Here is a 26,926-nt window from a genome sequence, read left to right as displayed (position 1 = left end):
GGTCACCGCCCCACGATCAGGTAGAGGGCCAGCACGACCAGCACCGTGACCCCGCCCCACAGCAGCCACGATCCGTCGAGGCTTCGCGGCTCCGATGCGCCGTCACCGGAATCGTGGGCGCCGGAATCCTGGTCGCCGGTTTCGTGGACGGGTGGAGCCTTCGTCTCGGTGACGGGGTCCGGCGCGGTGTGCGGGTGCTTGCGGCGCCGCTGCGCGAAGAACTCGGCGCGGCCGCGCGAGAAGGCCGGGTCGGCGGCGAGCGGGCGCGGCGGCGCGTCGGCCTCGCCGAGCCTGCGCAGCAGTGTCTGCGCGTCCGGCCGGCGCTCGGGGGGAAGGATGACCCCGGCCAGCAGCTCCGCCAGCTCCGGACGGTCGGCGAGCTTGGCCGTGTCGTCCAGTTCCTCGCCGGTGAGCACGTAGAAGATCAGGCGGCCGGCCGCCCACACGTCGTCGTTGGGGCCGATCAGACCCGGTTCCCAGTCGCGCGGCGGCTTCGACCGCTGCTCGGGCGCCTGCCACGGCATGACGCCGACGACGGTGCGCGGCGCCCCGATCGGCGCGGCGTGCGCGAAGTCGGTGATCTGCACGTCGTCGCCGTCCCACCGGACCGTGCCGGGGCTGATGCCGCGGTGCGCGATCCCGGCGGCGTTCAGCAACCGGACGGCGCGCAGCAGCCCGATCTGGAAGCGCCGCCGCTGCTCGGTCGGCAGGGTTCCGGCCAGCGTTCCGACCTCGACGCCGCGCAGCGGCTCCAGAAGCGCGAACGGTTGCGCGGCGTCGGCGTCGTAGCCGAGCAGGCGGGACACCGAGCGCGGGTAGGGCCGGCCGTCGCAGAGCCGGGCCAGCCGCAGCCCGGCGAGGATCTCGCCGTCCAGTTGCCGGCAGCCCGCCGTCAGGCCGCCGGGCCCGCGGTCGACGGGCCGGACGCAGCGGACGTGGGCCGTCCGGTCCGGCAGGTCCAGCTGGAGCCGGACCGCCTCCAGCGGCGGCCGCAGCGGCGGCTCGGCCTCGTCGAGTTCGACGGCCTTCGTCTCGACGGACACCCCGTGTACGTCGTGGTAGCGCAGCCTGATGCTCACACCGTGCCTCCGTCTCCGCTCCCGTCACCGGGTTCCTCGTGTTCGTCCTCGGTCCAGGTCCACTCCACGACGTGCGCGTGCAGCGGGACGAGGCGGAGCACGCCGCAGTGCGCCGAGGACGACACGAGGACGGTGTCGGACGGCAGGCTCCCGGCCGCACCGGCGGCTCTCGGCCCGAAGCGGACGGCGCGCGGCCTCGGCGCGATGTCCAGCAGCCCCAGGTCCCCGGGTGCGCACAGCTGCCACATCTCCCCGGCCGGGTCGTAAGAGAGCTGCTCGGTGACGGAGGCGAGGTCCTCCGGGTCGACGGGGATCGGCGGCCGGGCGTCGGTGACGAACGGCAGCGCGTCGGCCGAGTGCCCCTGCTCCACCGCGCGCTCCCATTCGGCGATCAGGTGGCTCGCCTCCGTGCGCGCGTGCCGGCGAGCCTCGCCGTCGGACGTGCCGTGCTGCACGGGCCGGACCGCCGCGAGGACCAGATCGCCGAGCCAGAGCTGGACGGCGTCGCCGTAGGGGGCCGGGGACAGGGACGGGTGGCCGAAGTCCTCCTTGTCCAGCTTCCGGACGCGCTCCTCCAGCTCGTCCCGCACCCCGCTCAGCCCCTGCCGCAGGATGTTCAGCTGGTCCACGGTGTCGAGCCGCCGGTTCAGCTGCGACCAGTCGGTCACCGCATGGCCGAGGAGCTGCCGCATGTCCTGCAGCGCCCGCTCGGCGCGGTCCAGCCCGGACACGTCCGCCCAGGCGAAGGCGCGCGCCCGCCAGGACTGGACGATGACGGCCAGCGCGCCCGCGATCGCGGCGAACACCGCCGCGGACCAGCCCGCGGCGGGCAGCCCCGCGTCGCCGCCGAGGCCGCCGCCGATCGCCCCGGCGAGCGCGCCGAGCGCGTTGAGGCCGAGCGCCCGGGAGTGCGCGTCGATCCGGCCGCCGGGGCCGCGGATCACCGTCAGCGCGACCAGGGCCGTCCACAGCAGCGCCATCACCACGCCGCCCGCGACGCCGAGCGGGGACAGCCCGGCGAGCGCTGCGCAGACGGCGCCGGGCAGCGGCAGCCACGGCTGCGGCGGCGCCATGGGCCGCGGTTCGCGCAGCTCCCGCAGCAGCGAATCGGGGCAGATCAGCCGGAGCCGCCGCAGGTGCGAGCCGCCCGCCTCCAGGGTCGCCGCCCGGTCCCGAAGGTCGAGCTCCAGCCGGTTCAGCGACACGCGCCGGTCGAGGCTCCGCTTCAGCCACGAACGCAGCGCGTCCCGGAAGGGCCCCGCCTCGAACGGCTCCGGCCCCGGCGGCTGGACGCCGTGCCCGGCGATCGCGGCCCGCCGGTCGGCGGTGATCCGGTCGTCGGCGGGAACCGCCTGGAACAGCGCGACGAGCCGGGACCGCACCGCCGTGAGCCGCTCGCCCGCCGCCTCGACCGGCTCGGCGACCGGCCGCTGCGTGATCAGCGCGGTGCCGGAGGGCAGCCCGGCGACCGCCTCCTGGGCGTCCTCGACGGCCTGCTCGGCCCGCGTGAACTCCCCGGCCAGGGGGCCGTCGCCGGTGAACCGCACCGGCACCGGCCCGCCCGTCTCGTCGTCGTACGGCGCGGGCGCCGGTGAGGCCGGGTCCAGCAGGCGGCGGATCGCCGATCGCAGCGCCAGCAGGAAGTCCTCCTGCCCGGTGCCGCCGGCCCCGGCGATGCGCAGCCCGGGCACGGCCGCGCCGAACGGCACCTCGCCGAGCTGCCGGTGGGTCCGCTCGAACACGCCGGGGAGCCGCAGCAGCTCCGACAGCCGGCCGAGCCCGTCACCGTCCCGGCCGTCCCGGCGGCGGGCGCGGGCCGAGGCGCCGAGCGACCAGTCGACTCCGGTCTCCTCGATCACCCACAGGGTCCGCCGCTGGATGTTGCCGGGCAGCCGCAGCGCCTCGGGACCGGCGCCCGCCCGGCCGCGGCCCGGCTGCCGGCCCACCACCAGGCACAGCAGCTGGGCGACCTGCCGCGACCCGTCCAGCGCCTCGAACGCGGCGCGGTGCCGGACGACGGCCGCGGCGGTGTCCTCCACGAGCAGCATGCCGAGGTCCTGGGATGTGTGCAGCAGTTCCGTCACCCGGGCGGCGGCCTCCTCGGCGTCGCAGCCCTTGAGGTCGAGCCGGACGACGCGCGAGCTCACCGGCCCTCCTCCATCTTCTGCATGGCGGGCCGCTCCAGGCCGCGCAGGTTGGCGCGCACGGCCGACACCTCGGTGAACTCGGCCTCCAGGGCGGCCGGGTAGGTGCGCGCCCAGAAGTCGCGCAGCTGCTTCGCGCGGGCCCGGCTGGAGGAGTGCAGCTCACCGAGCATGCCGTCGATCCGGCGGAGCTGCCCCTCGGCCATGTCGCGCAGCACCAGGTAGAGGTCGCCGGGCGGCTTCGGGAGGCTGCCCACCCCGTCCGGCGCCTCCTGCATGAGCTGGGCGCAGAAGTCCCGGCGGATGTTCGCGTTGTCGGCGAACGTCCACAGCTCGTACGCCTGGAGCAGGCTGCCCCAGGACGAGGCGTGCTCCAGCGGGGTCAGCTCCAGCGTCATCGACACGCCCCCCGCCAGGCGGACCGACACGCTGATCGGCGAGGTCGGGTCGCCGTCCACGGTGACCTTGTCGTTCCACATCGCGCACAGCAGCCGGTGCAGGATCTGTACGCGGTGCTCCTCGTGGGTGGCGAGATAGCCGAAGTCGTAGCCGAGCCGCTGCCGCCACTTGAGGTAGTCCTGCCGCTGCGGCCGCTCGATCGCGTCCGCCCAGGTGCGCAGGACGTCCCGGACCTCCCGGACGTCGGTGATCCCCATGGACGAGCGGAACAGCACCACCGCGATGGACTCCGCGGTCGTGTGGGTGAAGTCGTAGACGAGGTCGGGCCCCGCCGGGAGGTTGACGGCCTCGCGCAGGTAGGACTCGATGCCCGGATCGTCCGCGCCGGCCGGGTAGGACACCAGGACCTTCAGCCGGCCGGTGCCCTGCGGGCTGAAGTTCGCGGGCACCAGCCCGGCGAGCTTGCCGCGGAACTCCTCCAGCTCCGCCTCGGTGAGTTCGGCGGGGGCCTGCCCCGCGGCCTGCGCGAGCAGATCGTGCAGGGTCGGCAGCAGCGGCGTGCGGCCCTGCTCGGCCATCCGGAAGTAGGTCTTGACCTCGGCCTTCACCCGCTCGCGCAGTTCGGAGACGGCCGACTCGGGGCTCGTCTCCCACGCCGTCCGGTACGCCTCGCGCCAGCCGTCGCCGCCGATCAGCAGCGTGAGCAGATCCGCGCCGGTCGCGCTCGGCTGGAGCTGGCCCTTGCCCACGAGGTCGTCGGTCATCCGGCGGACGACGCGGGTGTAGAACTGCTCCAGGTCGCCGGGCGGCAGCAGGTACGACACGCCGACGCGGGACTTCGACAGGTCGGCCACCCGGTCGCGGAAACGGTCGCGGTCCTGCGCGGCGTGCTCGACCAGCGCGCGGTTCATCGCGCGCAGCACCGCCTCGACCTGGTCGAGGGGCTTGCGCCAGCGCGGCGCGAGCTGCGACCACGGCTCCGTCCACTGCACGTTGCTCCGCCAGCGGTACCACTGGTCCTGGCGTTCCCGGGCCTCCACCGCATCCGGGTCGGTCCACTTGACCTTGACGATGCCGAGCGACCTGTCGCGCAGCGTCGGCAGCGCGGGCGGGTTCGGGCCGAGGCCCTCGGGCGCGGGCGGCTCGACCCGGCGGCGCTGCATCAGTCCCACCGCGCCGCCGCGCTCCACCTCGTCCGCGCCGTCGGCGTTGCCGAACAGCGCCCGCGCCAGCCGGAACGGGTCGACCTTGCCGAGCATGCGCGGGACGGCGTCGCGGGGGTCGAATCCGCTGACCCGGTCGGGGATCTCCTGGTCGAGCCGGGTGCGCAGGCGGCCCAGCGCCACCCGCATGGCCTCGGCACGGTCGTTGAGCGCCGTGGTGACCTCCTTGGCGCCCGCGACCGGCTCCGGTTCGGCGTGGTCCTGCGCGGGACGGGTGAAGATCTCCTTGATGTTGGCGACGGCGAAGAACTCCTGGATGAGCGCCCGGTTCGTCTCCACGCCGGGCAGCGGGCCGCGCAGGTCGTCCACCCCGGCGCGCAGCAGCCGCCCGGCGACCAGATCGGCCAGCTCGTCCACCGGGACGGTCAGCGACGCCACCAGCGCGGTCGACACGCCCCGGTTGCCGATGCCGTTCTCGGCGGGGACCTGCCGGTCGACGCTGGCGTTGATGAAGCTGTCGGCGAACGACTGGTGCTGCTCGGCGTCCTTGCTGGCCCGCTGGTCCAGTTCGGTGCCGAGCAGCGACAGCATCAGCGACACCACCGAGCGGCGCAGGTCGCCCGGCTCGGCGCCGACCGGCCGGCAGAACAGGAAACCGGTCTGCGCGGTGCCGGGCCGCAGCGTGATCCGGCCGTCCACCGGATAGTGGACGGCGACCTCGTCGGGGTCGACGGCGGTGCGGGCGGTGTGCCCGCGCAGGTCGCGCCGCGCCCCGCCGCCGTTCTGCTGGTCGACGAGCCGGAACAGGTCCAGCAGCGACCGTCCCGCGTTGAGCTGCGCGGGGCGTCCGCCGCCGAGGCCGTCGACGAACGCCGACGGCATCAGCACCAGCGGGTAGATCTTGGGCCGCAGATCGGTGCGCTCGAACAGCTCCCCGATCAGGTGCAGGTAGTCGTAGAAGATGCCGGCGCCGGTGCCGCCCGCGACGGAGAACGCGACGAACACGTCCACCGCGCTCTTGTTGCTGGACTTGCCGCCGATCTTGTACAGGTCGGTCGCGGCCTGCGGGCCCGACAGCCGTCCGATCGCGGTGTTCAGGTCGGCGATGGCGGGACCCATGCCGCCGCGGAACGTCTCGAACAGCGCGGCCCGGCCGATCGTGGGCAGCTGCCCCGCCCCCCGCTGCAGCGGTGTCACCCGCGGCTCGCCCTGTTCGGGCGGCAGCCAGGACGCCACCTCCCGCGGAGCGGTCAGCCGCAGGTTGCGCGCCACCTCCGGGTAGGTGTCCACCTGCGGCACCAGGCCGCGGACGTAGTGCGCGGTGCGCTGCACCGCGGGCACGTGCTGCGGCCCCGGCACCACGCTGGTCTGCAGCCGGTCGAGATCGGCCTGGTTGACGTCGGCGTACACGAACTGCATGCAGTCGGGCAGCTGGTACGGCAGCGCGTCCTCGCGGAGCCGCTGGATCGCGGTGCCGTCGGCGCCGCAGAACTCCTCCCGGAGCCGGCGTTCCAGCTCCGCCCCGATCAGGCAGCCGGTGCCGCCGAGCCCCACGAACAGGACTGGCTGGTAGAGCTTCATAGGGTCTTCTCTCTGACCGGCCGCTAGAGCCAGGGGTCGTCGTAGGTCGGAGACGCGGGGGTGGTGGAGGGCTCCGCCCGTTCCAGCTCGGCCCCGGAACCGTTCTGGCCTCCCGGGGAGGCGGGGGCATCGGCGCTTCGCCGCGAGGCACGCTGCGGCCGGGTGGGCCGGCGCCCGCGCGTGTCGGTGAAGGCCAGCGTCAGACCGGTCTCCTCGAACGGCTCCCCGTCCCCGCCGATCGCGATCTCGTAGCGCGGGCCGCCCTCCGGGAGCTGGACGACGACCTTCCCGGCCGCGCCGCGGCGGGCGCGGACGGGGCTGTGGCCCGGCTGCGGGTAGTCCAGGCCGGGGCCGCCGGCGGCGGAGTCGTGGACGACGAACCGGAACTCGTCCGCCCACTTGCCGGGCGCCTTGAGGACGGCCAGTTCCGCGCCGTCCTGCCGCAGGCACGCTCGCAGGCCGCGCACGTCGACGCGGGCGCGCCGGGCCCGGCGGCGCAGGTAGAGCAGCAGCGCCAGGGCAAGGAGCAGCAGCGCCGCGCCCGCGATCTCGTACTTGTGCTTCGCGAGCCAGCCGGGCGGCGGCTTGACCGTGACGGTGAGCTGCCCGTTGGCGTACACCTCGTTCAGGTCCGCGGCGTCGACGACCTTGACGGTCAGCGACGTGCCGCCGAGCCCGGCGTCCGCCGGGAACCGCACGGTGAACGGGCTCGTCGTGGCGCCCTGGCCGATGGTCAGGTCGGTGTCGCCGCGGAGCTCCGCGTGCGCGCGCCCCGACCCTTCGAGCATCAGCCGGCCGTGCACGGGGGCGCCGCCGTTCTCCATCGTGACCTTGCCGTGGACCTCGGCTCCCGGGCGCACGACCGGGCCGGACGAGAACTCGACGCGGCCCTGCAGGGCGGGGGCCTGCGCGCTGACCGCCACGGTGAACGGGACCTTCTCGGCGTGGACGCCGTAGCCGCTGACGACCCCGGTGAAGGTGAGCTCGCCGGGGCGGGACGGCGCCGTGAGGGTTCCGGCGTACCGTCCGTCGTCCGCCTGGTCGTCCGGCGCCCTGCCGTCGTCGCGGATGACGATGTTCTGCGGCGGGCCGGGCGGCTGCCCGGTGACCTGGACGGTGAAGTTCAGGCCCGCGAGGGCCTTCGCGTCGGTGACGGCGCCCTGCCGGGTGACCAGCGACAGCCGGACGGTGAGCGGCTGGCCGGTCCGGGCGCTCGGCGGCTCCACCACCAGCGAGGAACTGACCGCGCCCTGCCAGATGGCGGTGGCGCTGACGAGCTGCTTCGCGAGCCTGCCGGGGGCGGTCAGCCGGACGGTCCACTCGCCCGCGCGCGGGTTGACGACGTTCAGCGTCTCGACGGTGGCGTTCTCGCCCGCCCGCCTGAACTCCGAGTCGCCGACCCTTCCGTTGGCGGGCACGGTGCGGCCGTCCGGGTCCAGGTAGTCGACGCGGACCCGGGGATCGCCCTTGGCGACCGTGATGTTGCCGTCGGTCGCGATGACCGGGATGTCGATCTTCAGCTCGCGGGTCTGCCCCGGGCCGAGGGTCGTCTCGTCGCTGCGGCTGACGCCGAGGCAGCCGGCCGCGGCGAACGCCTCGGCGAGCGAGCGCAGCACGTCGCCCGAGTCGCGCACGACCCGGGCCTTCGGCTTGGACGCGGACCGGCCGTCGCACGTCCCCTGGTAGCCGCCCGCCGCGAACCCGTCCAGGGCCGCCCGGTCGATCTGGCCGCCGAAGCCCAGCGGCCACACCTGAACCCGGTTCGCGGCGGCGAGGGCGAGCTGGGTCTGCACCTGCTTCTGCGCCTCCGCGTTACGGTCGCCCTCGATGCGTCCGTAGTTGGGGCTGCGGTGGACGTCGAGACGCCCGTCGGTGAGCAGGAACACCACCTTGAGCGCGCCCTCGGGGCCGCCGTTGCTCAGCGCGTTCACGCCCTTGGCCAGCGCGGCGGCGTGGTCGGTGTCATTGCCCTCGCCGTCGGCCCGGCGATGCAGTTTCCGGACGCAGTTCCCGAGCGCGTCCTTTTTCACGGAGCTGTCCAGGACGAGGGGCGGGCACGCTTCGGTGATCGCGTTCTCCCCGGGCCGGTTCTGGCTCCCGAATCCGTAGACCGAAACGCGGCTGCGCGAATTCAGCCCGCCCAGCGCGATCGTGGTCGCGGCCTTGATCTCCTCGCGGACGTCGGCGTCGCTCAGGCTGCCCGACTCGTCCACCAGGATGGACACGTCCATCGCCATCGGCTCGGGCCCGGCCGCTCGGGCTCCGGCGGCGTCCGCGGCGGCGAGCGGCAACATCTGGACGGCCAGGACCGCCGCCCCCACGGCGATCCGTCCCATTGAGCATGCGAAAGCACGGCGCGTTCTTCGCATCATTCTCCCGAACCCCTGTGCGGTGGTCACTTTCCCACCCCGTACGACCAACTTTCCCGACGATTACCGAAGTGCGACATAGGATTCGATAGCAGTTATGCGACTGTTATCGATTCACCCTCGTCGCCCCCATTGAGATCAAGAACCGACTCATGCCCGAATTGCTCGATTTATGAGCATGATTGGCTTTGCGGTATTTCTTTGGAATTATCCGGTTTGCTGGACGGGGTCGGCCTCCGCGCCGCCGGCGACCGGGAGGGCGGCCAGCTCGCGCAGCAGGCCGTCCAGCAGCCCGTCTGCCGCCGCGGGATCGGCGCCGCGCGGCTCTTCCCGGACCAGGCGCAGCCCCTCCACCAGGTAGTTCTGCGCCGCCGCGTACCGTCCGGCCCGCCGCTCCAGCCGCCCCAGCTCCAGGTACGCCTCGACCGACGACGGCACGTGCTCCAGCAGGAACGTCCAGGTCTGCCGCGCCTCCCGGACCGCTCCCAGCACCGCGTGGCACCGGCCGAGCCGGAGCAGCGCCGCCGGGGCCGGCGGCGACACCGGATCGTCGCGCAGGCTGAGCAGCTCCTCCAGGTCCAGGCGCGCGCGTTCGTGCTCGCCCAGCCGCATCAGTGCCTCGGCCCGCACGTCCAGCAGCGCCGACCAGGCCTCCGGGCCGTCGGGCGAGACCTCGTCCAGAAGGCGCATCGCCTCCTCCACCCGGCCGCGCGCGAGCTCCCCCGCCGCCTCCACGATCCGGGCGGGCGGCTCGGCGGCCCGCCCCGTCCGGGGCGGGCCGCCCGGTACGCCGTCCGGCGCCCCCGCCGAGTCGGACCGCGCCCGCGCCGGACCGCCCGCGCGGTCGGACACGTAGAGCCAGGCGTCCATGGAGAACCCCTTGCCGGGCAGCGTGCTGCGCACCTGCCAGAAGTCCTCCGCGCGCAGCGACCTGAACCCGTTGCGGATCACGTCCTGGAAGAGGTGGTCCGACACGATCACCGCGAGCTGCGCCTCCGGGAAGTCCTCCAGCGCGGCCTTGACCGGCGGGCTGTCCAGCAGCCGGAAGCAGTCGATCACCGCGGTCCCGTTGAACCCGGCCGGGCCGGGCGTGACCAGCCCGCTCGTCATCGCCAGCCGCAGCCGGATGCGCGCCGCCTCGGCCAGCAGCCGGTTCTCCTGCCAGAGCGCCACCTCCAGCTCCGAGATCAGCGCCGGGATGACCGTGCTCTCGTCGATGTCGCTCGGCGGCATGATCAGCACGCCGTCCCCGCTGCTCTGCACGATCTCCTCCGGCAGGCCGGCCTCCCGGCAGGCCGCCAGCGCCACGCTGACCAGCGCCTGCTGCGCGCGGATCTGCTCCGGCACGAGGCGCCTGCTCCACCCCTTGATGTCCAGCCCCGCGCACAACGAGCGCCTCGACCGTGCCCCCATGCGCCCTCCTTCCCCGAGTAGGCCTGAAGTTTCGCGGCCCTCAGGACGGCACAACCCGCATCAGTACGGGAAAGGCGATTTCGGCTCAGAAGTCGTCGCATCCGTGGGCACGCGGCATGCGTCCCAGGCCTCCGGACGTGCTCAGCGGCACAGCTCCGGAGGCGGTTCCATCTCGGCGAGCCGGGCCAGGCCCACCACGTCCAGCAGGAGCACCCGGCCACGGCCGCTCAGGACGAGGTGGCGCAGCGTCGGGCCTCGGAGGGCCTTCTGCACGGTCCCCTCCTGCGCACCGATGAGCATCGCCAGATGCCGCTGCCTGAGCCGCACGACGAGGCGGCCGCGTTCACGTTCGGGCGATCGCCGCGCCTGGTACAGCAGGGCCCGCGCCAGCCTGACCTCGACCTCGTAGCCGACCGCGTCCGCGCGGTAGATGTTGGCCTGCGTCAGCCGGTCCCCGGTCATCCGGTTGAGCGCGAGCATCGCGTCCGGCAGTTGCTGGAGGCACCTCATGAACGACGTGGCCGGGATGGCCGAGACGACGCACCGGTCCAAGGCGGTGACGGTGGCGGTGCGCACGTCCTCGCTGATCACCGCCATCTCGCCGACGAGATCACCGGGATGCCGGATGCCGAGCAGCGACAGGGTTCCGTTCTCCACGATCCGGGTCACGCCGACCCGGCCGTCGAGCAGCAGGAACACCGCCGTCCCCGGCTCGCCCTGGCGGATGAGCGGCTCGTCCCGCTGCACGGTGCGCGGCCCGCCGAGCCGCAGCACCGCATCCCGGGCCGGCGGGGACAGCCGTCCGAGATAGGAGAGATGATGCCAACCGGAGCTCGTCATGGGACGTCTCCTCAGCGCGCGGGTGGCTCGCCGCCCGACCTTGCCCCAGGCCGGACCGCGCCTGGACGGGGAGCAAGTATGGCAGCTTCCCCACGTGCGAATCGGGTCACCTGCCACATGTTCACGTCACGTCCTCAGCCCGTGCGAGCGCGGCGGCCAGAAGCCGGCGCGCGCCATCCCGGTCGCCGCGCCGGAGGGCCTCGCGGGCCAGGACGCGCAGTGGTGCGGCACCGTCCCGGTAGGCCGCGGCCGCCTCGTTCACGAGACGGTCGCCCGCCCGCCGCTCCCCCGTCCGGTAGGCCCGCGCCGCCAGCGCGCACAGCAGCTCGTGCTCCAGCCGAGCCGGCTCCGCGGCCAGCTCCGGCCGGGCACGGACGATGCGCAGCCCGTCGGTCAGATATCCGCGCGCCACATCGTCCTGCTCCTCCAGGTCCATCAGCGGGTACGCGGCCAGCGTCAGCGGATGGCGCCGCAGCAGGTATCTCCACGCCTCCAGCGCGGCCCGTCGCTCACCGAGCTCAAGATGGCCCTTGCCGAGCGCGAGCAGCGCATCCGGACCGGGCCGTGCGGGCAGGCACGCGTGGCCCGGCCCCGCCGCCGGGACGTCCGCCGGCCAGACCCAGTGGTCAGGCCCGAACAGATCCTCTCGAATGCGCTCGAACCTCGGCATCGCCGGCGCACTCCGGACATGCCAGTGCAGCAGGTCGTTCAGCAGGACGGTGCACAGAGCGGCGCACCGGGGCCCGCGCAACAGCAGCCTGACCGCCTCGGCCACCGCCTCGGCCGCCGTCCGCGGACCGGACGACCCACCTGTGACACTGATCCGCGTCCCCTGGCGTCCAGCCCCTTGGCGCAGGGCGTTCACGAGCGTGACCACCGCCTCGACGGGTTCGGCCCGGAACACGAACACCGAAACGTCGCCTGCGGCGAGCATCACCTGGGGGCGCCCCCGCCCCGACCCGGCCACCTGCTCCGCGGCGTCCAGCCGCGCGCGTATCCGCTCGGCGACGTTCAGCCGTTCCCATCCCCCGACCATGAAGCCGACGCAGGTGACCCGCTCGTCCAAACCGACCTCCGTGTGCCGTACCGTTCCCTCACCTTCTCCCAGCACGACCCCGCTCGGCCCGTCCCAGTGCGGGTTGGCGGCCGAGCAAGACGCGAACGGTCGGAATGGATGCGGGCGAAATGGAAAGAACGGACGCACGGTGGCGAGAGCGACGAGGTCTCATGCACGGCCCTGACAAGGACGACGAGGAGGCGCTGGAGCGCCGCATCGGCGATGCCCGGACGGTTCGGGAGGTGTTCGAGGCGATCCCGGCCGCACTCGTCGGGCTGTCCGGGCCCGACCACACGCTGGTCGCGGCGAACGCCGCCTACCGGGCGCTTCTCGGGCATGACGGCCTCCTCGGCCGCAATGTCCGCGACATGGCGGCCGAGGCCGTCGGGCAGCAGCTGCTCGGCGCGCTGGACCGTCCCTTCACCACGGGACGGCCGGAGCTCATCAACGAGTGGCGCGTCCAGATCGACCGGGGCGAGGGGCTCGCCCCCGAGGACGTCTACATCGACGGCGTCATCGTGCCGCGCCGGGACGCGGGCGGCACGATCACCGGACTCGCCGCCATCGTCCACGACGTCACCGAGCGGGTGCGGGACCGGCAGTCCGCGCAGCGGCGCGCCAGCGAGGCGGAGGAGCGGTACGCCGAGGCCCGCGACGTCATCGACGTCCTGCAGCGGCAGCTGCTGCCGCCGGGCCTGCCGATCGTGCCCGGCCTGCCGGTCGGCGCCAGCTACCTGCTCGCCGACGCCGACACCGCCGGCGGCGACTGGTTCGACGCGGTCCCGCTGCCCGACGGCCGGACGGCGCTGGTCATCGGCGACGTCGTCGGGCAGGGCGTCGCGGCGTCGGCGGCGATGGGGCAGCTCCGCGCCGTCCTGCACGACCGGCTCGACCAGGACGCCGACATCGGGCAGGCGCTCGCCGCCGCCGACCGGCTCGCGAACCGGCTCCCGGCGGCGCGGGCCGCGACGGTGTGCGTCGCGGCCGTCGCCCCCGCCGACGGACGGGTCACGTACTGCACCGCCGGGCATCCGCCGCCGCTGCTGATCCCGTCCGGCGGCCAGGCCCGCTACCTGCCCGCGTCCGGCGGCGGCCCGCTCGGCACCGGATCCGGGTTCCCGCTTGCCGACGACAGGCTCGGCGTCGGCGACCTGCTGCTCCTCTACAGCGACGGCATCATCGAACGGCCCGGCCTCGACGTGCGGGCCAGCACCGTCGAGTTCGCGCAGGCCGCCACCGACATCGCCGCCGGCCGCGCGCTCCGCGAGGAATGGCTTCCCGCCGTCGACCGGCTGACCACGCAGACGCTGGAACTCCTCGTCCGGGTCACCGGGCACACCGACGACATCACGCTGCTGGCCGCACAGCGGACCGACCCGCCGCCGCCGCTCCTGCTGGACATCGCCGCCGAACCGGCCGCCATCCCCGCCGTCCGCAAGGCCGTGGACGAGTGGCTGTACGACCTCGGCGCCCGCGCCGAGGACGTCGTCCTGCTGCGGCACGGCATCGGCGAACTCGTCACCAACGCCGTCGAGCACGCCTACGGCCCGGCGTCCCCCGGCGGCGTGCGCCTGCGGGCCGAGCTCACGAGCAGCGGCTCCACCGAGATCGAGGTCTCCGACGGCGGACGCTGGCGCGAGCACCGCGCCGGCGCCGACCGCGGCCGCGGCCTCGCCATGGCCAGCGACTTCGTCGACGACCTCGGCGTCGAGACGGGGCCGTCCGGGACGACCGCGGCCGTCCGGCACCGCCTGACCCGGCCCGCGCGGCTGCTGACCACCGGGGACGTCACGCCGTCACCGCCCGCCCCGGCGTGGCCGGACCCCCCGGAGCTGATGCTGATCCTGGACCAGCCGTCCGCCGAGGCCGCGCGGATCCGGGTGGACGGCCCGCTCGACGCCGCCACCGCCGGGCAGTTGCGCGAGGAACTCCGGCTGCGCACGCGCGGCGGCACCCATCCCCTCACCGTCGACCTGACCGGCGTCACCCACCTGGCGAGCGCCGGCGTCGCCGTCCTCCACGAGGCCGCCGCCCGCACCGCCGCCCCGGGCCGCCCCTTCCTGCTCTACGCCCCCGCCGGCAGCCCGGCCCAGCACGTCCTCTCCACAGTCGCCCTCCCCCACACCACCACCGACCCCGGTTAGGTCTCCGGAGCAGGGTACGCGGGCCTTCCGTTGCCGCGGGAGGCCCCCGCCGAGCCACCGCCGTTCGTCCGGGGCTAGGAGTCTGCGGCCGGAGGGAGCTTCGCTTCGATCGCGTAGTGGACTTCGACGTCGCGGTAGGTGACGTTCTCCTCGACCTCGTCCGGCAGGTTGGTCCGCGTGCTTCCGGACGTGGAGTCTTCGGCGGCGTCACCCGTGAACACCACGGAGTTCTCTGGGGCGGTCTCGAAGCGGAGACGGTCGGCCTTCACCTTGGCCGAGAAGAGGATCGCGACCGGGTTCTCGTCACTCATATCGGTGCCTCCTCACCTGGGCGACCGGAGCATGCGGAGCAGCGCCCGGCCCAGGTCCTGCACGGACTCCTCTGTTTCGCGGAAAGCGTTCTGGATCGCCGTGGCCTCCTCCTTTTCGGGCCGGGAGGCGGCGGGCTCATCTTTCTGGGCGTTGTTCTCGGCTGTACCGGAATCCTGGTCGTCCGCGCCGGTGGACTCGTCGCCGTCGTTAACGGTCGACTTGGCCGCACTTCCGGCGTCCTCGGCGGCACTCCCGGCACCCTCGCTCACATCCTTGGCCGCACTGCCCGCATCCTCGGCAGCACTCCCGGCACCCTCGCTCACATCCTTGGCCGCACTGCCCGCATCCTCGGCAGCACTCCCGGCACCCTTACCTACATCCTTGGCGGCGCTCCCGGCGCCCTCGCCCACGTCGCTGGCCGCCTCGCCGGCGCCAGACCCGACGTCCTCGACCGCGCCGCCGGCCCCCGAGCCAACGTCGCGGACGGCGCCACCGGTCCCCTCGCCGACCTTGTCGACCGCTTCGCCGGTACCACGCCCGACGTCCTCCACGGCTCCACCAGCGCCACGGCCAACGTCCTCCACGGCTCCGCCAGCGCCACGGCCGACATCCTCGACCGCTTCACCGGTGCCACGGCCAACGTCCTCCACGGCTCCACCGGCGCCACGGCCAACGTCCTCGACCGCTTCGCCGGCGCCGCGCCCGACGTCCTCGACCGCCCCGCGGGCACCGTGGCCGACCTCGCCTACCGCGGTACCGGTTCCCGTGCCGATGTCGCGGGCCGCCGACTCCACGCCGCGTGCGAGATGCTGGAGGATCTCCGGGTTGCGGTCGAGCGTGGTCAGCACGCGATCGACGATCAGCGCCACGTTGTCGAGCCGGACCTCGAGGAGCGCCTGCGCCTCGACTCCCTTGATGTCCAGCTCGACCTTGCCGAGGGCGACGTCCGCGCCCACGTTCAGCTTGAGCAGGTCGAGGACCTCGGCCGAGAGCGAGACGCGCGCCCGGAGATCCTGGACCTCGAAGTGGATCTCGTCCACCTTGACCTGCGGGACGTTGAGGTAAACGTCCGGTGCCTCGCTGGAACCCTTGTTCGGCGAGATGGTCCTGCCCGTCATCACTTCCGGCTCGTCGCGATCCTGCCCGCCGGACCCGTTCTCCCCCATTGTCACCTCCACGCCTCGGTCGGTCCGCTTCCCGGCTCCGACCAGCGAAAACATTGGAGCTTTCAGCCTTCGGCGCCCGCGGGCTCCCGGTCCTTCGACTCGTCCTCGGCGTCCTCCGACTCGCCCTTAGCATCCTCCGACTCGCCCTTGGCGTCCTCCGACTCGTTCTCGGTGTCCTGCGGCTCCTTCTCGGCCTTCGGCTCGTCCTCGGTGTCCTGCGGCTCCTTCTCGGCGGCCTCCGTGTCCTGCGGCTCCTTCTCGGCGGCCTCCGACTCCTCCTTGACGGCGTCCTCGTGGGTCTTGACCACCTCGCCGTCGCGGATCTCGCCGCGCCAGCCCTCGATCTCGGACTGGTTCAGGAGCGTCTGCGTCATCATGTGCCGCTTGATGTGCTTGAAGTCGAGGCGGAGGCGGCGTCCCTGGGCTCGCCACAGGTTCGCGGTCTTCTCGACGAAGCCGTCCGGGTGGTACTCGGCCACGATGAGGACGCGCGTCATGGTGGGCGCCAGCTCGTGGAACGTCACGGCTCCGTCGACGTAGCCCTTGGGGCCCTTGGACTTCCAGACGATCCGCTCATCGGGAACCTGCTCGATGATCGTCGACTCCCAGCTGCGATGGGACAGGAAGATCTGCGCCCGCCAGTTGATCTTCTCGTCGGACTCCTGCTCGACGCTCTCCACCTTCTTGGTGAAGCGCGGGAAGTCGGCGAACTGCGTCCACTGGTCATAGGCGAGCCGCCGCGGCAAGCCCACATCGAACTCTTCGAGGATGTTGACGACCTTGGCCTCGCTGCCGCCCTTGCCCTTCTCCTTGTCCTTACCGCCGCCCAGCCCCACGGCGCTCTTCACCTTCTCCTTCGCGCCGGTCATGCCCGCGCCGAGGCCCGCCTTGAGCGGGGATTCGCCCTCGGCGAGCTTCTTGACGCCGGTGGCCGCCATCTTGGCGCCCGTGCCACCACCGTCCGCGGCATCGGTCAGCCGCTCGGTCAGGCCCTCGATCCGTCCCGTGGCCTTCGTGAGCGTCCGCACCATGAGCGCCTGGCCGAGCTCCAGGAAGGCTTCCTTGAGCTGGTCGACCGGAAGGTCCTGGGCCTTGCCCTGACCGCCGCCCCCGTTGTCCGTCTCCGCCATGGGTCTCCCCTCTTCCCTTCCTCGCGGGCATCCCTCACTCGAACGCCATAGCCGAACAGACCGAGACGAAACGACTCAAACCACCAATGACCAGCCAAAAGAAAAGATCGACCATCCATATACGCGAACGAGAGAATCGCCTGGCGTGGCCCTGGAAGGGGCTGAGAAACCGAGAGACCGTACGCCCGGCCGCAGCGCCGCAGCCTCGAACAGGGCCCGGGCGCGCCAGTCGAGGAATTCCTCGGTGGTGTCGACGGCGACCGAGCGCCGGTCCGGCTCATGTCGGTGCCGCCTGCCACACTCTCAGCGAAGATCACGTCCAGCCGCGCGACGGGAGATCATGGGCGCCGATTCATGGACGTACCTCGTCCCCTTCCAGCCCGACGTCGCGGCCGCTCTGGCCGCGCTGCGCCAGCAGGAGTTCCACGACACCGTCACCAGCCCAGGCTGGCCGGCGGGCTGGCCGCGGCCCAGCACCATCGACCAGTTCCGGGCCCTGATGGACGAAACCCACTCCTCGGTCGGCGGCATCCTCGAACTCGACGGCCGATTGATCGGACCCGGCGGCCAGGACGACTTCCTGGCCGTCCGCCTGCTGTCGCCCGCAGAGGTTCGCGCCTTCTTCGGTACCGACCACCCGACTCGAGACGACTTCGAACGCGCCTACGCCGCCCACCCGGGTCTGGAACCCGACCGGCGCGATCAAGGACGCTGCACCGTGCTCTACGACCGGACGGGGGAACCCGCGCAGATCGCGTTCTGGGGCATCTCCGGGGACTGACGCCCCGAGCCACAGTTGATGTGCCCCCCTGTCACCAGGCCGGATGCCGTTGCCTGCGATGCTCCAGGCTGTCGGGCGATCTCGGGCATCAGGCGCCGCAGCTCGGGCGGAAGCTCCGGCAGCCGGTCCCCGGCGACCTGCCCGGCGATGCCGTCGAGGCTGGCCAGTTCGTCGTGGCCGTATCCAGCGACCCCGGCGCCGCGTTCTTCGCATACCTCGCGCACATGGTGCAGGAGGGCGCGCTGCGCGACCTGCTCACCCCGCACAGCGGGCCGGGGCCGCGCGCGCGGACATCGAGGTGACCGACATCAGGGCCCTCATCGCGGGCTGCCTGGCCCGCGAGCGCGGCGGCGCCGACGCTGCGGCGCGCCGCCGGATGATCGAGGTGATAAGCGAAGGGCTTCGCACACGCTCGTGAGTCATACCGACGGAGTCGGCCAGCCCGAGCTACCGCATCGCCTCCCGGAAGGGTTCGCGTCAGCCGGTGACTTTCAGGATGCCGTGGGCGCCGGATTCGCCGTGGCGCATGTCGTGGTCGACGAACGGGTAATGGCCCGCCTCCCGGACGGTGGTCTCGACGAAACCGCCCTGGCCAGGAGCCAGATCCAAAATCTGGGAGCCCCCCGGGTCCCCCTTGCGCAACAGGTAGGCGCCCTCCTTGTAGACGGTGTCGAACTGGGCCCCGACGATATGGAACGCCGTACTGGAGGACGGCCCGGCATCCACCACCCACACCCGCACACGATCACCCGTACGGGCGATCAACGGGGCATGGTCGTAACCGGCGGCAGTGCCGTTGAACGCCCACGCGTCCGGACGGCCCTCCCGCATCTTGGCGACCTGCTCGTCCGACCCCGGCTGCCCCAGGTACAACTCCCCCTGCACCAGCACATACTCGCGGTCCACCCGCGGCAGGTCCGGCGGGTCGATGACGACCGCGCCGTACATCCCGTTGGCGATGTGCTGCAACATCGGCATCGTCGAGCAGTGATACAGCCACGCTCCCGCACGCTCGGCCTTGAACCGGTAGGTCAGGCGCTCGCCTGGCTGGATCGTGCGCATCGGCACATCCGGCGCCAGCGACCCGGCATGGAAATCGATCCCATGCCCCATCGTGGTGTCGTTGACCAGAGTGATCACGAACACGTCACCCACCCGGCCCCGCAACACCGGCCCCGGCACCGACCCACCGAACGTCCACATCGTCTGCACCACGCCCGGCGCGACCTCCAACCGCCGGTCGGCGGCACGCAACTCCACTCGATGCTCCCTGCCGCCGGGGGCGGGTTCGAGGGCCGCGTCGTAGGGCTTCCAGCCCGTGGACGGACGCGCCGACAGGTCGAGCCGGCCGGTGCCCATCGCCTGATGCTCCACCGACGGCGCCGCGGACGGCGAATGCGCGGTGTGAGCGCCGGTGGTCTTGATCTGCATGGTCATCCCGGCGGCCCGGTGGCCTGAGACGGTGCACCAGCCGTCGATCGTGCCCCGTACCGACGGCACCGTCAGCGTCGCCGACTCCCCCGCGTCCAGCATCGGCGTCGCCTGCCCCGACTCCAGCCGCAGATCGTGCCGCATCGCGTCCTTGTTGGTGACGCGCAGGACGAGACGGGTACCGGGCGCGGCCTCGATCGTCCCCGGACGGATCCGCATGCCGGCCAGCGTCACCTCCACCACACGCGTCCCCGATGCGGCGACCGTCTGAGGGGACGAGCCCCCGCTGCTCGCCGTGACGCCCACGGCCAGGGCCAGGGCAGTGAGAAGAACCCCGGCCGTGATGCCCGCGACAACCGGCGAGGGGCGGTGGGAGCGAAGGATCGTCGCGACCGCCAGCAGGATGAACGCGGCCAGAGCGGCGAGGACGACGATCCATCCGGCGCGGCTCGCCCATCCGGGTGCCGGGAGGACGAGCAGCGGCACGGCGACGTTGATCGCCGCCACCCGCACAGGCCAGACTCGTTCGATCATTGCCGCGTTCGCCTTCAACGCGGCCGGTCCCCCGCCCAGGACGACGGGCAGCAGGAAGGTCAGCGCGCCCAGGAGCGTCTGTCCGACGAAGCCGACCAGCGCCAGCGGAAGCAGCCCGGAAAGGCTCTGCCTGGACGCGTCCACGATCAGCGTGACGGCGAACCAGGTCGTCCCGGCGGCGAGCATCCAGGACGCGGGAGTGTGCGGGCGGCGCCTGCGGAGCGTCCGGACGAAGGGAACGAGGGCCAGCGCAGCGGCGCCGGCGTACATCAGGAGACCGGCGGCGACGACCCAGCGCAGATCAGCGAGCAGCCCCCCGACCGCAAGCCCGAGCCCGGGTACGGCGAAGCGCAGGGACCAGCGCGCGATCCGTCCCGTCCCGTCGACCATGCGGGTGCGCAACACGGTCGGCCACAGCGTGAAAAGCGTGCCCAGCACGGCGAGCCCCACCCACCCCAGGATGTTGACCTGCGCGTGCGCCGCGTGCATCGGCTCATGCCAGCCGGACGGGACGCGGCCGGACGCCATCAGCCCGCCCAGCGTCCCACCGATGATCAGCGCACCCCCGGCCCACAGATACCAGGCGACGACGTGCGCGAACCGTCCGCCCAAGGCGTCCCGCGCCCGCATGGCCAGCACGGCGACGTGCGCGGTGACAACGCCCACGACAGCGACCGCGCCACCGACGGCAACAGCCGGAAACCCTTCGGAGACCCCGCACAGCACCGCGACGATCCCGGCGTTCAGCACCGCCAGCCGCGTCACCGGCCACCAGCCGGGGGGCGCCGGGACGCGGAGCAGCGCCGACGCGAAGTGCTCCGTCCAGGTCACGATGGCGTTGGTGACCGCGCCCAGCAGAAACAGGTGGATCAGCAGCCACTGCGGCACGGGCAGCTCATGCCGGACCACGGCCGCGACAACGGTCAGCGCCAGCCATGCCAGCACCACCCCGTTGGCGACGGCGTGCCACACCGACCGCGAGCGGCGCGGTGCGGGGGGCGACCCCGCCTTCGGACGCACACCGATGGACGTCATGACCGTTCCCTTCCGACCAGCCGGGACGCGGCCGCCGCGCAGCCGCCGAAGAGCAGGAGCGACACCTCGCCGAGGACGCCCCCGGTCGTCCGCACGGCGGAGGCGCCGAGCAGATCCCCCATGACGCGGACGACGAGCGACACGTGCAGCAGCACGAGCGGCACGTACAGAACCGGGTGATACGGCAGCCGGACCCGCAGGACGGCGGGCAGGATCACCGGCGCGTGCCCGAACACCATCGACATCACGAAGCCGAGGAAGACCGCGTGCAGGGCGGCGTCGTAGGCGCCGGCCGACGCGGGACGTCCGGCGGCGAGCCAGATCGCCCCGGCGACGGCCAGCCAGGCGTATCCGGCGAGGAGGCAGGCGGCGGCGAAGCGGGGCAGGCCGTTGCCGCGGACGGTGCGGCGTGCGATGTCGTGGACGGCGAGCCAGCCCGCCAGCGCGACCATGCCGAACCCGGTGAGGCGCCAGCCGGGTTCCGGCCACTGGATGGAGACGGCCGCGCCCACGCCGACCAGCGCCGCCGCGGCGACGAGGCCGTCGCAGGCGCGGCGGCCGAGGAAGGCGACGCGGGCGAGTTCGAGGCGTTCGCCGGCGATGGTGAGGATGAGGAACGCGGCGAGCCACGGGACGATGTCGCCGACCGTCCGGCCCGCGATCCACAGCAGCCCGCCCGCGTACCAGGCGACGGCGCCCGCGATCTGGACGGTGAGGTCGCGTCCCGTCCGGCGGCCGAGGACCGCGAGGTAGACCGCGACGAGCCAGCCGCCGGCGGCGGTGAGCAGCAGGCGTCCGGGGGCGGCGAGCCCGGCCGCGGCGAGGAGGCCGCCGGACGCGGCGAAGGCGGGGGCCGCGTAGGCCCAGGGGCGTCCGAGGGCGACTGCGCGTTCGAGGGAGATCAGCGTGCCGAGGAAGCCGAGGGCCATCAGCGGTCCGTGCTGCTGCGCGAACGAGGTGCGCGGCAGCGGGACGTCGAGGTTCAGCAGGCCGAGGGCGCCCCACAGGGCGGCGACGAGGGAGAGCAGCGCGCCGGCCAGTAGCGGGAGCCGGCGCGCCGCCGGCCGGGACGCGGCCCGGGGGTGTCGGTCGCGTACCCCTGTGACCTGATTCTCCATGCCCGCTATTATAAATACAAGTAGTGTTGTTAAAAACAGTCCGGCACCGAGGAGTGCTCATGACCACATCGACCGCGAGCCCGCAGCAGGAGACGGTGCGGGCCATCCTCGACCACCACGAGCGCCTCGGCCGGACCATGGCCGACCACGCGCTCACCATCGCCCGCGCCGCCGACCAGCTCACCGCCCCCTACCACCGGCGCGACAGGCTCGTCGCGTTCTGCGCGGACGAGATCATTCCCCACGCCGAGGCCGAGGAGCGGACCCTCTACAAGGCGGCCGAGGACCTGCCGGAGGCGCGCCTGCTGCTGCGCGCGATGCTGGGCGAGCACACCGCCCTGCGGGAGAAGGTGGCGGAGCTGGCGGCGGCCCGGACGCCGGCGGAGGCGGTCGGCGCGGCGAGCGCGGTCAACGCCCTGTTCCAGTCGCACCTGGCGAAGGAGAACGACCTGATCCTGCCCGCGCTCGTGGACGCGGGCGTGAACCTCGGCGCGCTGCTGGACGGCATGCACGAGATCCTCGGCGAGCGGGCGACGGAGCGCGGTGCCGAGGGGCCGGCCGGCGACGACGGCCACCACTGCACCTGCGGCGGGCACGACGCCCACCCCGGCATCCCGGGCGCGACCGCCGAGGTCGCGGACGGCGAACTCGACGTGCGGGTGCTCGCCCACGGGCAGCGGCACCAGCGGATCTTCGCGACGTTCGAGGCCCTGGCGGCGGGGACGGCGTTCGTCCTCGTCAACGACCACGACCCGAAGCCGCTCTCCTACCAGTTCGCCTCCCAGTACCCCGGCGAGTTCACCTGGGACTACGAGGAGGCGGGCCCGGAGGTCTGGCGCGTCCGCATCGGACGCCCCTGATCCTCCCCGCGGGCACGCCTGACGGCCGCGGCGCGGCGGCCGTCAGGCGTTCGCCGCTTACTGGGGGTCGTAGGCGAGGTTGGGGGCGAGCCAGCGCTCGACCTCGGCCACCGGCAGGCCGCAGCGGGCGGCGTAGTCCTCGATCTGGTCCCTCCCGACGCGGCCGACCGTGAAGTAGCGGGACGCCGGGTGGGCGAAGATCAGGCCGCTGACGCTGGCGGCGGGCGCCATGGCGAACGACTCGGTGAGCTTCATGCCGAGGCGGCCTGCGTCCAGCAGGTCGAAGAGGGTCCGCTTCAGGCTGTGGTCGGGGCTCGCCGGGTAGCCGAGCGCGGGCCGGATGCCGCGGAAGCGCTCGGCGTGCAGGTCCTCCAGGGCGGGCTCGGCGCCGGGCTCGAACCAGGCGCGGCGGGCCTCCAGGTGGATGTACTCGGCGAACGCCTCGGCGAGCCGGTCGGCGAGGGCCTTGACCATGATGGCCTTGTAGTCGTCCTTCTGCTCCTCGAACTTCGCGGCGAGGTCCTCGGCGCCGAGGATCGTCACGGCGAAGCCGCCGAGGTGGTCGCCGGACGGGGCGATGTAGTCGGCGAGGCACCGGTTCGGGCGTCCCTCCGGCTTGGCGGTCTGCTGCCGCAGCATCGGGAACCGGACGTCGGGCAGGACGATGTCGTCGCCCTCGGAGTGGGCGGGCCAGAACGCGTAGGCGCCGGACGCCTCGAACGAGCCGTCCGCGATGATCTGGTCGAGCAGCTCGTTGCCCTCGTCGAACAGCTCGCGCGCGACGGGCTGGTCGAGGATCGCCGGGTACTTGCCCTTCAGCTCCCAGGCCAGGAAGAAGAACTGCCAGTCGATCATCTCGCGGAGCGCGGCGATGCCCGGGCGGACGACCCGGGCGCCGGTGAAGGCGGGCGTCGGCAGGTCGGTGAAGTCGACCCGCTCGCGGTTCTCGCGCGCCTTGGCCAGGGTGAGCAGGGGGCGGCGCTGCTTCGTCTCGTGCAGTTCGCGGAGGCGGGCCTGCTCCTCGCGGTTCGCGGCGGCGAGGGCGGCGGCGCGGTCCTCGTCGAGGAGGTCGGAGACGACGCCGACGACGCGGGAGGCGTCCAGCACGTGCACGGTCGTCGCGTCGTAGGCGGGAGCGATCTTCACGGCGGTGTGCTGGCGGGAGGTGGTCGCGCCGCCGATCAGCAGCGGCAGCCGCATGCCGCGGCGTTCCATCTCTGCGGCCACGGAGACCATCTCGTCCAGGGACGGGGTGATCAGGCCGGAGAGTCCGATGGCGTCGGCGTTCTCCTCGATCGCCGTGTCGAGGATCCTGGCGGCGGGGACCATCACGCCGAGGTCCACCACGTCGTAGTTGTTGCACCCGAGGACGACCCCGACGATGTTCTTGCCGATGTCGTGGACGTCGCCCTTCACCGTCGCGAGGACGATCTTGCCCTGGCCGCGGTCCCGCTCGACGCGGCCGGCGCGGAGGGCCTCCTCCTTCTCCTTCTCCATGAAGGGCTCCAGGTAGGCGACGGAGCGCTTCATCGCGCGGGCGCTCTTCACCACCTGCGGCAGGAACATCTTGCCGGACCCGAACAGGTCGCCGACGATCTTCATGCCGTCCATCAGCGGGCCCTCGATGACGTCGAGCGGACGGGCGGCCTGCCGCCGGGCCTCCTCGGTGTCCTCCTCGATGAAGTCGACGATGCCGTGGACGAGGGCGTGCGACAGGCGTTGCGCGACCGGCGCGTCCCGCCAGGAGAGGTCGACCTCGCGGACGGTGCCCTTGCCCTTGACGTTCTCGGCGAACGACACGAGCCGGTCGGTGGCGTCCTCGCGGCGGTCGAACAGGACGTCCTCGACGAGTTCGAGCAGGTCGGCGGGGATGTCCTCGTAGACGGCGAGCTGCCCGGCGTTGACGATGCCCATGTCGAGCCCGTTGCGGACGGCGTGGAGCAGGAACGAGGAGTGCATCGCCTCGCGGACGACCTCGTTGCCGCGGAACGAGAACGACAGGTTGGAGATGCCGCCGCTGGTGCGCGCGCCGGGGCAGCGCTCCTTGATGAGCGGCAGCGCGTCGATGAACGCCTTCGCGTACCCGTTGTGCTCGGCGATGCCGGTCGCGACGGCGAGGACGTTCGGGTCGAACACGATGTCCTCGGCGGGGAAGCCGACCTTCTGCGTGAGCAGGTCGTAGGCGCGCCCGCAGATCTCGACCTTGCGCTCGACCGTGTCGGCCTGGCCCCTCTCGTCGAACGCCATCACGACCACGCCCGCGCCGAAGTCGCGGATGCGGCGGGCCTGTTCGAGGAAGGGCTCCTCGCCCTCCTTGAGGCTGATCGAGTTGACGACGCCCTTGCCCTGGACGGTCTTGAGCCCGGCCTCCAGCACGCTCCACCGCGAGCTGTCCACCATGATCGGGATGCGGGCCGCCTCGGGCTCGGTCGCGATCAGGTTCAGGAACGTGGTCATCTCCCGCTCGCTGTCGAGCAGGTCGGCGTCCATGTTGACGTCGAGGAGGTTCGCGCCGCCGCGCACCTGCTCCAGCGCCACGTCCACCGCGGCCTGGTGGTCGCCCGCCTCGATGAGCTTGCGGAACCGCTTGGAGCCGGTGACGTTCGTCCGCTCGCCGATCATGACGAAGCCGGTGTCGGCGCCGATCTCGAACGGCTCCAGGCCGCTGAACCGGCTGGCCCTGGCGGGCTTCGCGACCTCGCGGGGCGCCATCCCGCGCACCGCCTCGGCGATCTTCGCGATGTGGGCCGGGCTCGTCCCGCAGCAGCCGCCGACCAGGTTCACCAGGCCGGACTCGGCGAAGTCGTGCAGGTGCCCGCCGGTCTCCTCGGGGGTCTCGTCGTAGCCGCCGAACGCGTTCGGCAGGCCGGCGTTCGGGTGGCAGGCGGTGTAGGTGCCGGCGAGCCGGGCCAGATCCTCCACGTGGGGGCGCATCTCCACCGCGCCGAGGGAGCAGTTCACCCCGACGACCAGCGGATCGGCGTGCTCGATCGACCGCCAGAACGCCTCGACGGTCTGCCCGGACAGCGTCCGCCCGCTCAGGTCGACGATCGCCACCGAGATCCACAGCGGCAGTTCGGGGGCGACCTCCCGGGCGGCGGCGATCGCGGCCTTCGCGTTCAGCGTGTCGAAGATCGTCTCGATCAGCAGCAGGTCGACGCCGCCCTCGGCGAGGCCCGCCATCTGCTCGGCGTAGGAAGCCTTGACCTGGTCGAACGTGACGGCGCGGTAGGCCGGGTCCTCGACGCGGGGGGACAGCGACAGGGTCACGTTGAGCGGCCCGACGGAGCCGGCGACGAACCGTCCCCCGTACTCGTCGGCCGCCTGGCGGGCGAGACGGGCGGCCTGCACGTTCATCTCGTGCACGAGACCCTCGAGGCCGTAGTCGGCCTGCCCGATGCTGGTCGCGGTGAACGTGTTGGTCGTGGTGATGTCGGCGCCGGCGTCGAGGTACTGCCGGTGGACGTCGAGGATCACGTCCGGGCGGGTCAGGTTCAGCAGGTCGGGGTCGCCGGCGACGTCCTTCGGATGGTCGTCGCCGATGCGGTCGCCGCGGTAGTCGCCCGGCGTGAGCCCCGCGCCCTGGAGCATCGTCCCCCAGGCGCCGTCCAGCACCGCGATGCGCTGCTCCAGAAGCTCGCGCAGATTGGTGTGGGTCATGGTTTTTCGAGCACCTCCCAGTTCACGTGGGAGGCGCCCTTGCGGAGTTCGATGTCTTCGGGGGCCGAGCGTGGCGGGCTCTCGCCCGTTGCAGCGCCTCTCGGACCCGCAATCGAGGTTACCTTCCCGAGATCGGCTGTGTCAGGCGCGTCCCACGATGCGGGCAGGATGCGGCGACGCGGGCAGGACCGGTCGGCCGGAGCCGCTGCCACCCTGTTCGGCGGGGGATTTCCGGTCGAGCGGGCCGTCCGTCCGACCCGGTCTTCCGGCGCATCGGGGCGGGGCATGCCGGAGTGACCGGATCCGGCCGCATTCGGCGCCGGTCGGCGACCGTCAGGGCCGCCATTCCTCCTGGTAGGCGGGGTGCGCGGCGTACGGGAGGGCGAGGAGGCGCAGGACCGATTCGCGGACGTTCTGGGCCGCTTCGAGTTCAGGCGTCCGGTGGCCCTGGTCGAGGATCCAGGCGTGCTTCTCGTAGTCGTCGACGATCTGGCGCAGGGCGGCCGCCTCGGCGAGCGTCCGGGCCGGGTCGTGGCGGGCGATGTGCTCGGCGTGGGCGTCGTTCTCCGCCTTCGCGACGTGGGCGGGGCCGTCCGTGTCGATGTTGATCGTCCCGGCGGCGGTGGCCCTCCAGGGGGCGGACGCGCAGTCGCGGGCGATCTGCTCGTCCCGGGCCAGCCGGGCGCGGAGGAACTCCACCAAGTCCATGG

At 72.9% G+C, this 26,926-nt stretch carries 19 protein-coding genes; 5 read left to right on the top strand and 14 right to left on the bottom strand.

What is annotated here, in order from left to right; all coding sequences use genetic code 11:
- Window positions 1–2: 2 nt before the first annotated feature.
- The 7 genes from SM418_RS19200 to SM418_RS19170 form a co-directional block, all read right to left on the bottom strand.
- The gene (locus tag SM418_RS19200) at window positions 3–1,079 is read right to left on the bottom strand and encodes a protein kinase family protein (RefSeq protein ID WP_371942291.1); all 1,077 of its coding nucleotides are present in this window, start codon (window positions 1,077–1,079) and stop codon (window positions 3–5) included.
- Complete coding sequence (locus SM418_RS19195; protein ID WP_371942292.1) at window positions 1,076–3,226, bottom strand: hypothetical protein; 2,151 nt, start codon at window positions 3,224–3,226, stop codon at window positions 1,076–1,078. Before SM418_RS19195 ends, SM418_RS19200 begins: the two co-directional genes overlap by 4 nt.
- Window positions 3,223–6,366 carry a tubulin-like doman-containing protein gene (locus SM418_RS19190; RefSeq protein WP_371942293.1) on the bottom strand — a complete coding sequence of 1,048 codons (3,144 nt, stop codon included), beginning with the start codon at window positions 6,364–6,366 and terminating at the stop codon, window positions 3,223–3,225. The genes SM418_RS19195 and SM418_RS19190 overlap by 4 nt, the downstream gene beginning before the upstream one ends.
- A gap of 23 nt (window positions 6,367–6,389) precedes the next feature.
- Entirely contained in the window at window positions 6,390–8,702 is a 2,313-nt protein-coding gene (locus SM418_RS19185) for a choice-of-anchor X domain-containing protein (RefSeq protein ID WP_371942294.1), read from the bottom strand.
- 240 nt (window positions 8,703–8,942) lie between these two features.
- The gene (locus SM418_RS19180) at window positions 8,943–10,148 is read right to left on the bottom strand and encodes a tetratricopeptide repeat protein (RefSeq protein ID WP_371942295.1); all 1,206 of its coding nucleotides are present in this window, start codon (window positions 10,146–10,148) and stop codon (window positions 8,943–8,945) included.
- 141 nt (window positions 10,149–10,289) lie between these two features.
- A complete protein-coding gene (locus tag SM418_RS19175) occupies window positions 10,290–10,988 on the bottom strand; it encodes a Crp/Fnr family transcriptional regulator (RefSeq protein WP_371942296.1) in 699 nt (232 codons plus the stop codon).
- 121 nt (window positions 10,989–11,109) lie between these two features.
- Window positions 11,110–12,054 (bottom strand): tetratricopeptide repeat protein, encoded by a 945-nt coding sequence (locus SM418_RS19170; protein ID WP_371942297.1) that lies wholly within the window; start codon window positions 12,052–12,054, stop codon window positions 11,110–11,112.
- Between the two features lie 161 nt (window positions 12,055–12,215).
- On the opposite strand from SM418_RS19170, the gene SM418_RS19165 reads away from it, so the two are divergent.
- Window positions 12,216–14,189 carry a SpoIIE family protein phosphatase gene (locus SM418_RS19165; protein WP_371942298.1) on the top strand — a complete coding sequence of 658 codons (1,974 nt, stop codon included), beginning with the start codon at window positions 12,216–12,218 and terminating at the stop codon, window positions 14,187–14,189.
- A 74-nt stretch (window positions 14,190–14,263) separates the two neighbouring features.
- Here the strand turns inward: SM418_RS19165 and SM418_RS19160 are convergent, their stop codons facing one another.
- The 3 genes from SM418_RS19160 to SM418_RS19150 all read right to left on the bottom strand — a co-directional run bounded on the left by SM418_RS19160 (window position 14,264) and on the right by SM418_RS19150 (window position 16,797).
- Window positions 14,264–14,500, bottom strand: coding sequence for a hypothetical protein (locus SM418_RS19160; protein ID WP_371942299.1), 237 nt, complete (start codon window positions 14,498–14,500; stop codon window positions 14,264–14,266).
- Between the two features lie 12 nt (window positions 14,501–14,512).
- Window positions 14,513–15,667 (bottom strand): putative sodium/potassium/calcium exchanger, encoded by a 1,155-nt coding sequence (locus SM418_RS19155; RefSeq protein WP_371942300.1) that lies wholly within the window; start codon window positions 15,665–15,667, stop codon window positions 14,513–14,515.
- A gap of 62 nt (window positions 15,668–15,729) precedes the next feature.
- The gene (locus SM418_RS19150; RefSeq protein WP_371942301.1) at window positions 15,730–16,797 is read right to left on the bottom strand and encodes an SRPBCC family protein; all 1,068 of its coding nucleotides are present in this window, start codon (window positions 16,795–16,797) and stop codon (window positions 15,730–15,732) included.
- Window positions 16,798–17,137: 340 nt separating this feature from the next.
- Here SM418_RS19150 and SM418_RS19145 point away from each other — a divergent pair, with 340 nt between their 5' ends.
- The 3 genes from SM418_RS19145 (at window position 17,138) to SM418_RS19135 (ending at window position 17,996) form a co-directional block, all read left to right on the top strand.
- Window positions 17,138–17,578, top strand: coding sequence for a hypothetical protein (locus tag SM418_RS19145; protein WP_371942302.1), 441 nt, complete (start codon window positions 17,138–17,140; stop codon window positions 17,576–17,578).
- Between the two features lie 173 nt (window positions 17,579–17,751).
- On the top strand, window positions 17,752–17,880 hold the full coding sequence (locus SM418_RS19140) for a hypothetical protein (RefSeq protein WP_371942303.1): 129 nt from the start codon (window positions 17,752–17,754) through the stop codon (window positions 17,878–17,880).
- Window positions 17,877–17,996 carry a hypothetical protein gene (locus tag SM418_RS19135; protein ID WP_371942304.1) on the top strand — a complete coding sequence of 40 codons (120 nt, stop codon included), beginning with the start codon at window positions 17,877–17,879 and terminating at the stop codon, window positions 17,994–17,996. The genes SM418_RS19140 and SM418_RS19135 overlap by 4 nt, the downstream gene beginning before the upstream one ends.
- Before the next feature lie 59 nt (window positions 17,997–18,055).
- Here the strand turns inward: SM418_RS19135 and SM418_RS19130 are convergent, their stop codons facing one another.
- Window positions 18,056–20,578 (bottom strand): multicopper oxidase domain-containing protein, encoded by a 2,523-nt coding sequence (locus SM418_RS19130; RefSeq protein WP_371942305.1) that lies wholly within the window; start codon window positions 20,576–20,578, stop codon window positions 18,056–18,058.
- On the bottom strand, window positions 20,575–21,696 hold the full coding sequence (locus SM418_RS19125; RefSeq protein ID WP_371942306.1) for a DUF8744 domain-containing protein: 1,122 nt from the start codon (window positions 21,694–21,696) through the stop codon (window positions 20,575–20,577). The genes SM418_RS19130 and SM418_RS19125 overlap by 4 nt, the downstream gene beginning before the upstream one ends.
- A gap of 59 nt (window positions 21,697–21,755) precedes the next feature.
- Between SM418_RS19125 and SM418_RS19120 the strand changes: the two genes are divergently transcribed.
- Window positions 21,756–22,556, top strand: a complete 801-nt coding sequence (locus SM418_RS19120) for a DUF2249 domain-containing protein (protein ID WP_371942307.1) — start codon at window positions 21,756–21,758, stop codon at window positions 22,554–22,556.
- A 57-nt stretch (window positions 22,557–22,613) separates the two neighbouring features.
- Here the strand turns inward: SM418_RS19120 and metH are convergent, their stop codons facing one another.
- Window positions 22,614–26,216, bottom strand: coding sequence for a methionine synthase (gene metH, locus SM418_RS19115; protein ID WP_371942308.1), 3,603 nt, complete (start codon window positions 26,214–26,216; stop codon window positions 22,614–22,616).
- A gap of 333 nt (window positions 26,217–26,549) precedes the next feature.
- Window positions 26,550–26,924: a DUF6221 family protein gene (locus tag SM418_RS19110; protein WP_371942309.1), complete on the bottom strand. Its 375-nt coding sequence runs from the start codon at window positions 26,922–26,924 to the stop codon at window positions 26,550–26,552.
- Window positions 26,925–26,926 lie beyond the last annotated feature (2 nt).

It is taken from the genome of Actinomadura chokoriensis, from assembly GCF_041463665.1.
GTDB lineage: Bacteria > Actinomycetota > Actinomycetes > Streptosporangiales > Streptosporangiaceae > Spirillospora > Spirillospora chokoriensis_A.
This window is presented reverse-complemented; position numbering and strand designations above follow the sequence as displayed.

Coding starts and splice junctions, on each gene's coding strand:
- SM418_RS19190 (WP_371942293.1), bottom strand. CDS start 6,366: ATGAAGCTCTACCAGCCAGTCCTGTTCGTGGGGCTCGGCGGCACCGGC.
- SM418_RS19185 (WP_371942294.1), bottom strand. CDS start 8,702: ATGGGACGGATCGCCGTGGGGGCGGCGGTCCTGGCCGTCCAGATGTTG.
- SM418_RS19180 (WP_371942295.1), bottom strand. CDS start 10,148: ATGGGGGCACGGTCGAGGCGCTCGTTGTGCGCGGGGCTGGACATCAAG.
- SM418_RS19175 (WP_371942296.1), bottom strand. CDS start 10,988: ATGACGAGCTCCGGTTGGCATCATCTCTCCTATCTCGGACGGCTGTCC.
- SM418_RS19165 (WP_371942298.1), top strand. CDS start 12,216: ATGCACGGCCCTGACAAGGACGACGAGGAGGCGCTGGAGCGCCGCATC.
- SM418_RS19160 (WP_371942299.1), bottom strand. CDS start 14,500: ATGAGTGACGAGAACCCGGTCGCGATCCTCTTCTCGGCCAAGGTGAAG.
- SM418_RS19155 (WP_371942300.1), bottom strand. CDS start 15,667: ATGGGGGAGAACGGGTCCGGCGGGCAGGATCGCGACGAGCCGGAAGTG.
- SM418_RS19150 (WP_371942301.1), bottom strand. CDS start 16,797: ATGGCGGAGACGGACAACGGGGGCGGCGGTCAGGGCAAGGCCCAGGAC.
- SM418_RS19145 (WP_371942302.1), top strand. CDS start 17,138: ATGGGCGCCGATTCATGGACGTACCTCGTCCCCTTCCAGCCCGACGTC.
- SM418_RS19130 (WP_371942305.1), bottom strand. CDS start 20,578: ATGACGTCCATCGGTGTGCGTCCGAAGGCGGGGTCGCCCCCCGCACCG.
- SM418_RS19125 (WP_371942306.1), bottom strand. CDS start 21,696: ATGGAGAATCAGGTCACAGGGGTACGCGACCGACACCCCCGGGCCGCG.
- SM418_RS19120 (WP_371942307.1), top strand. CDS start 21,756: ATGACCACATCGACCGCGAGCCCGCAGCAGGAGACGGTGCGGGCCATC.
- metH (WP_371942308.1), bottom strand. CDS start 26,216: ATGACCCACACCAATCTGCGCGAGCTTCTGGAGCAGCGCATCGCGGTG.
- SM418_RS19110 (WP_371942309.1), bottom strand. CDS start 26,924: ATGGACTTGGTGGAGTTCCTCCGCGCCCGGCTGGCCCGGGACGAGCAG.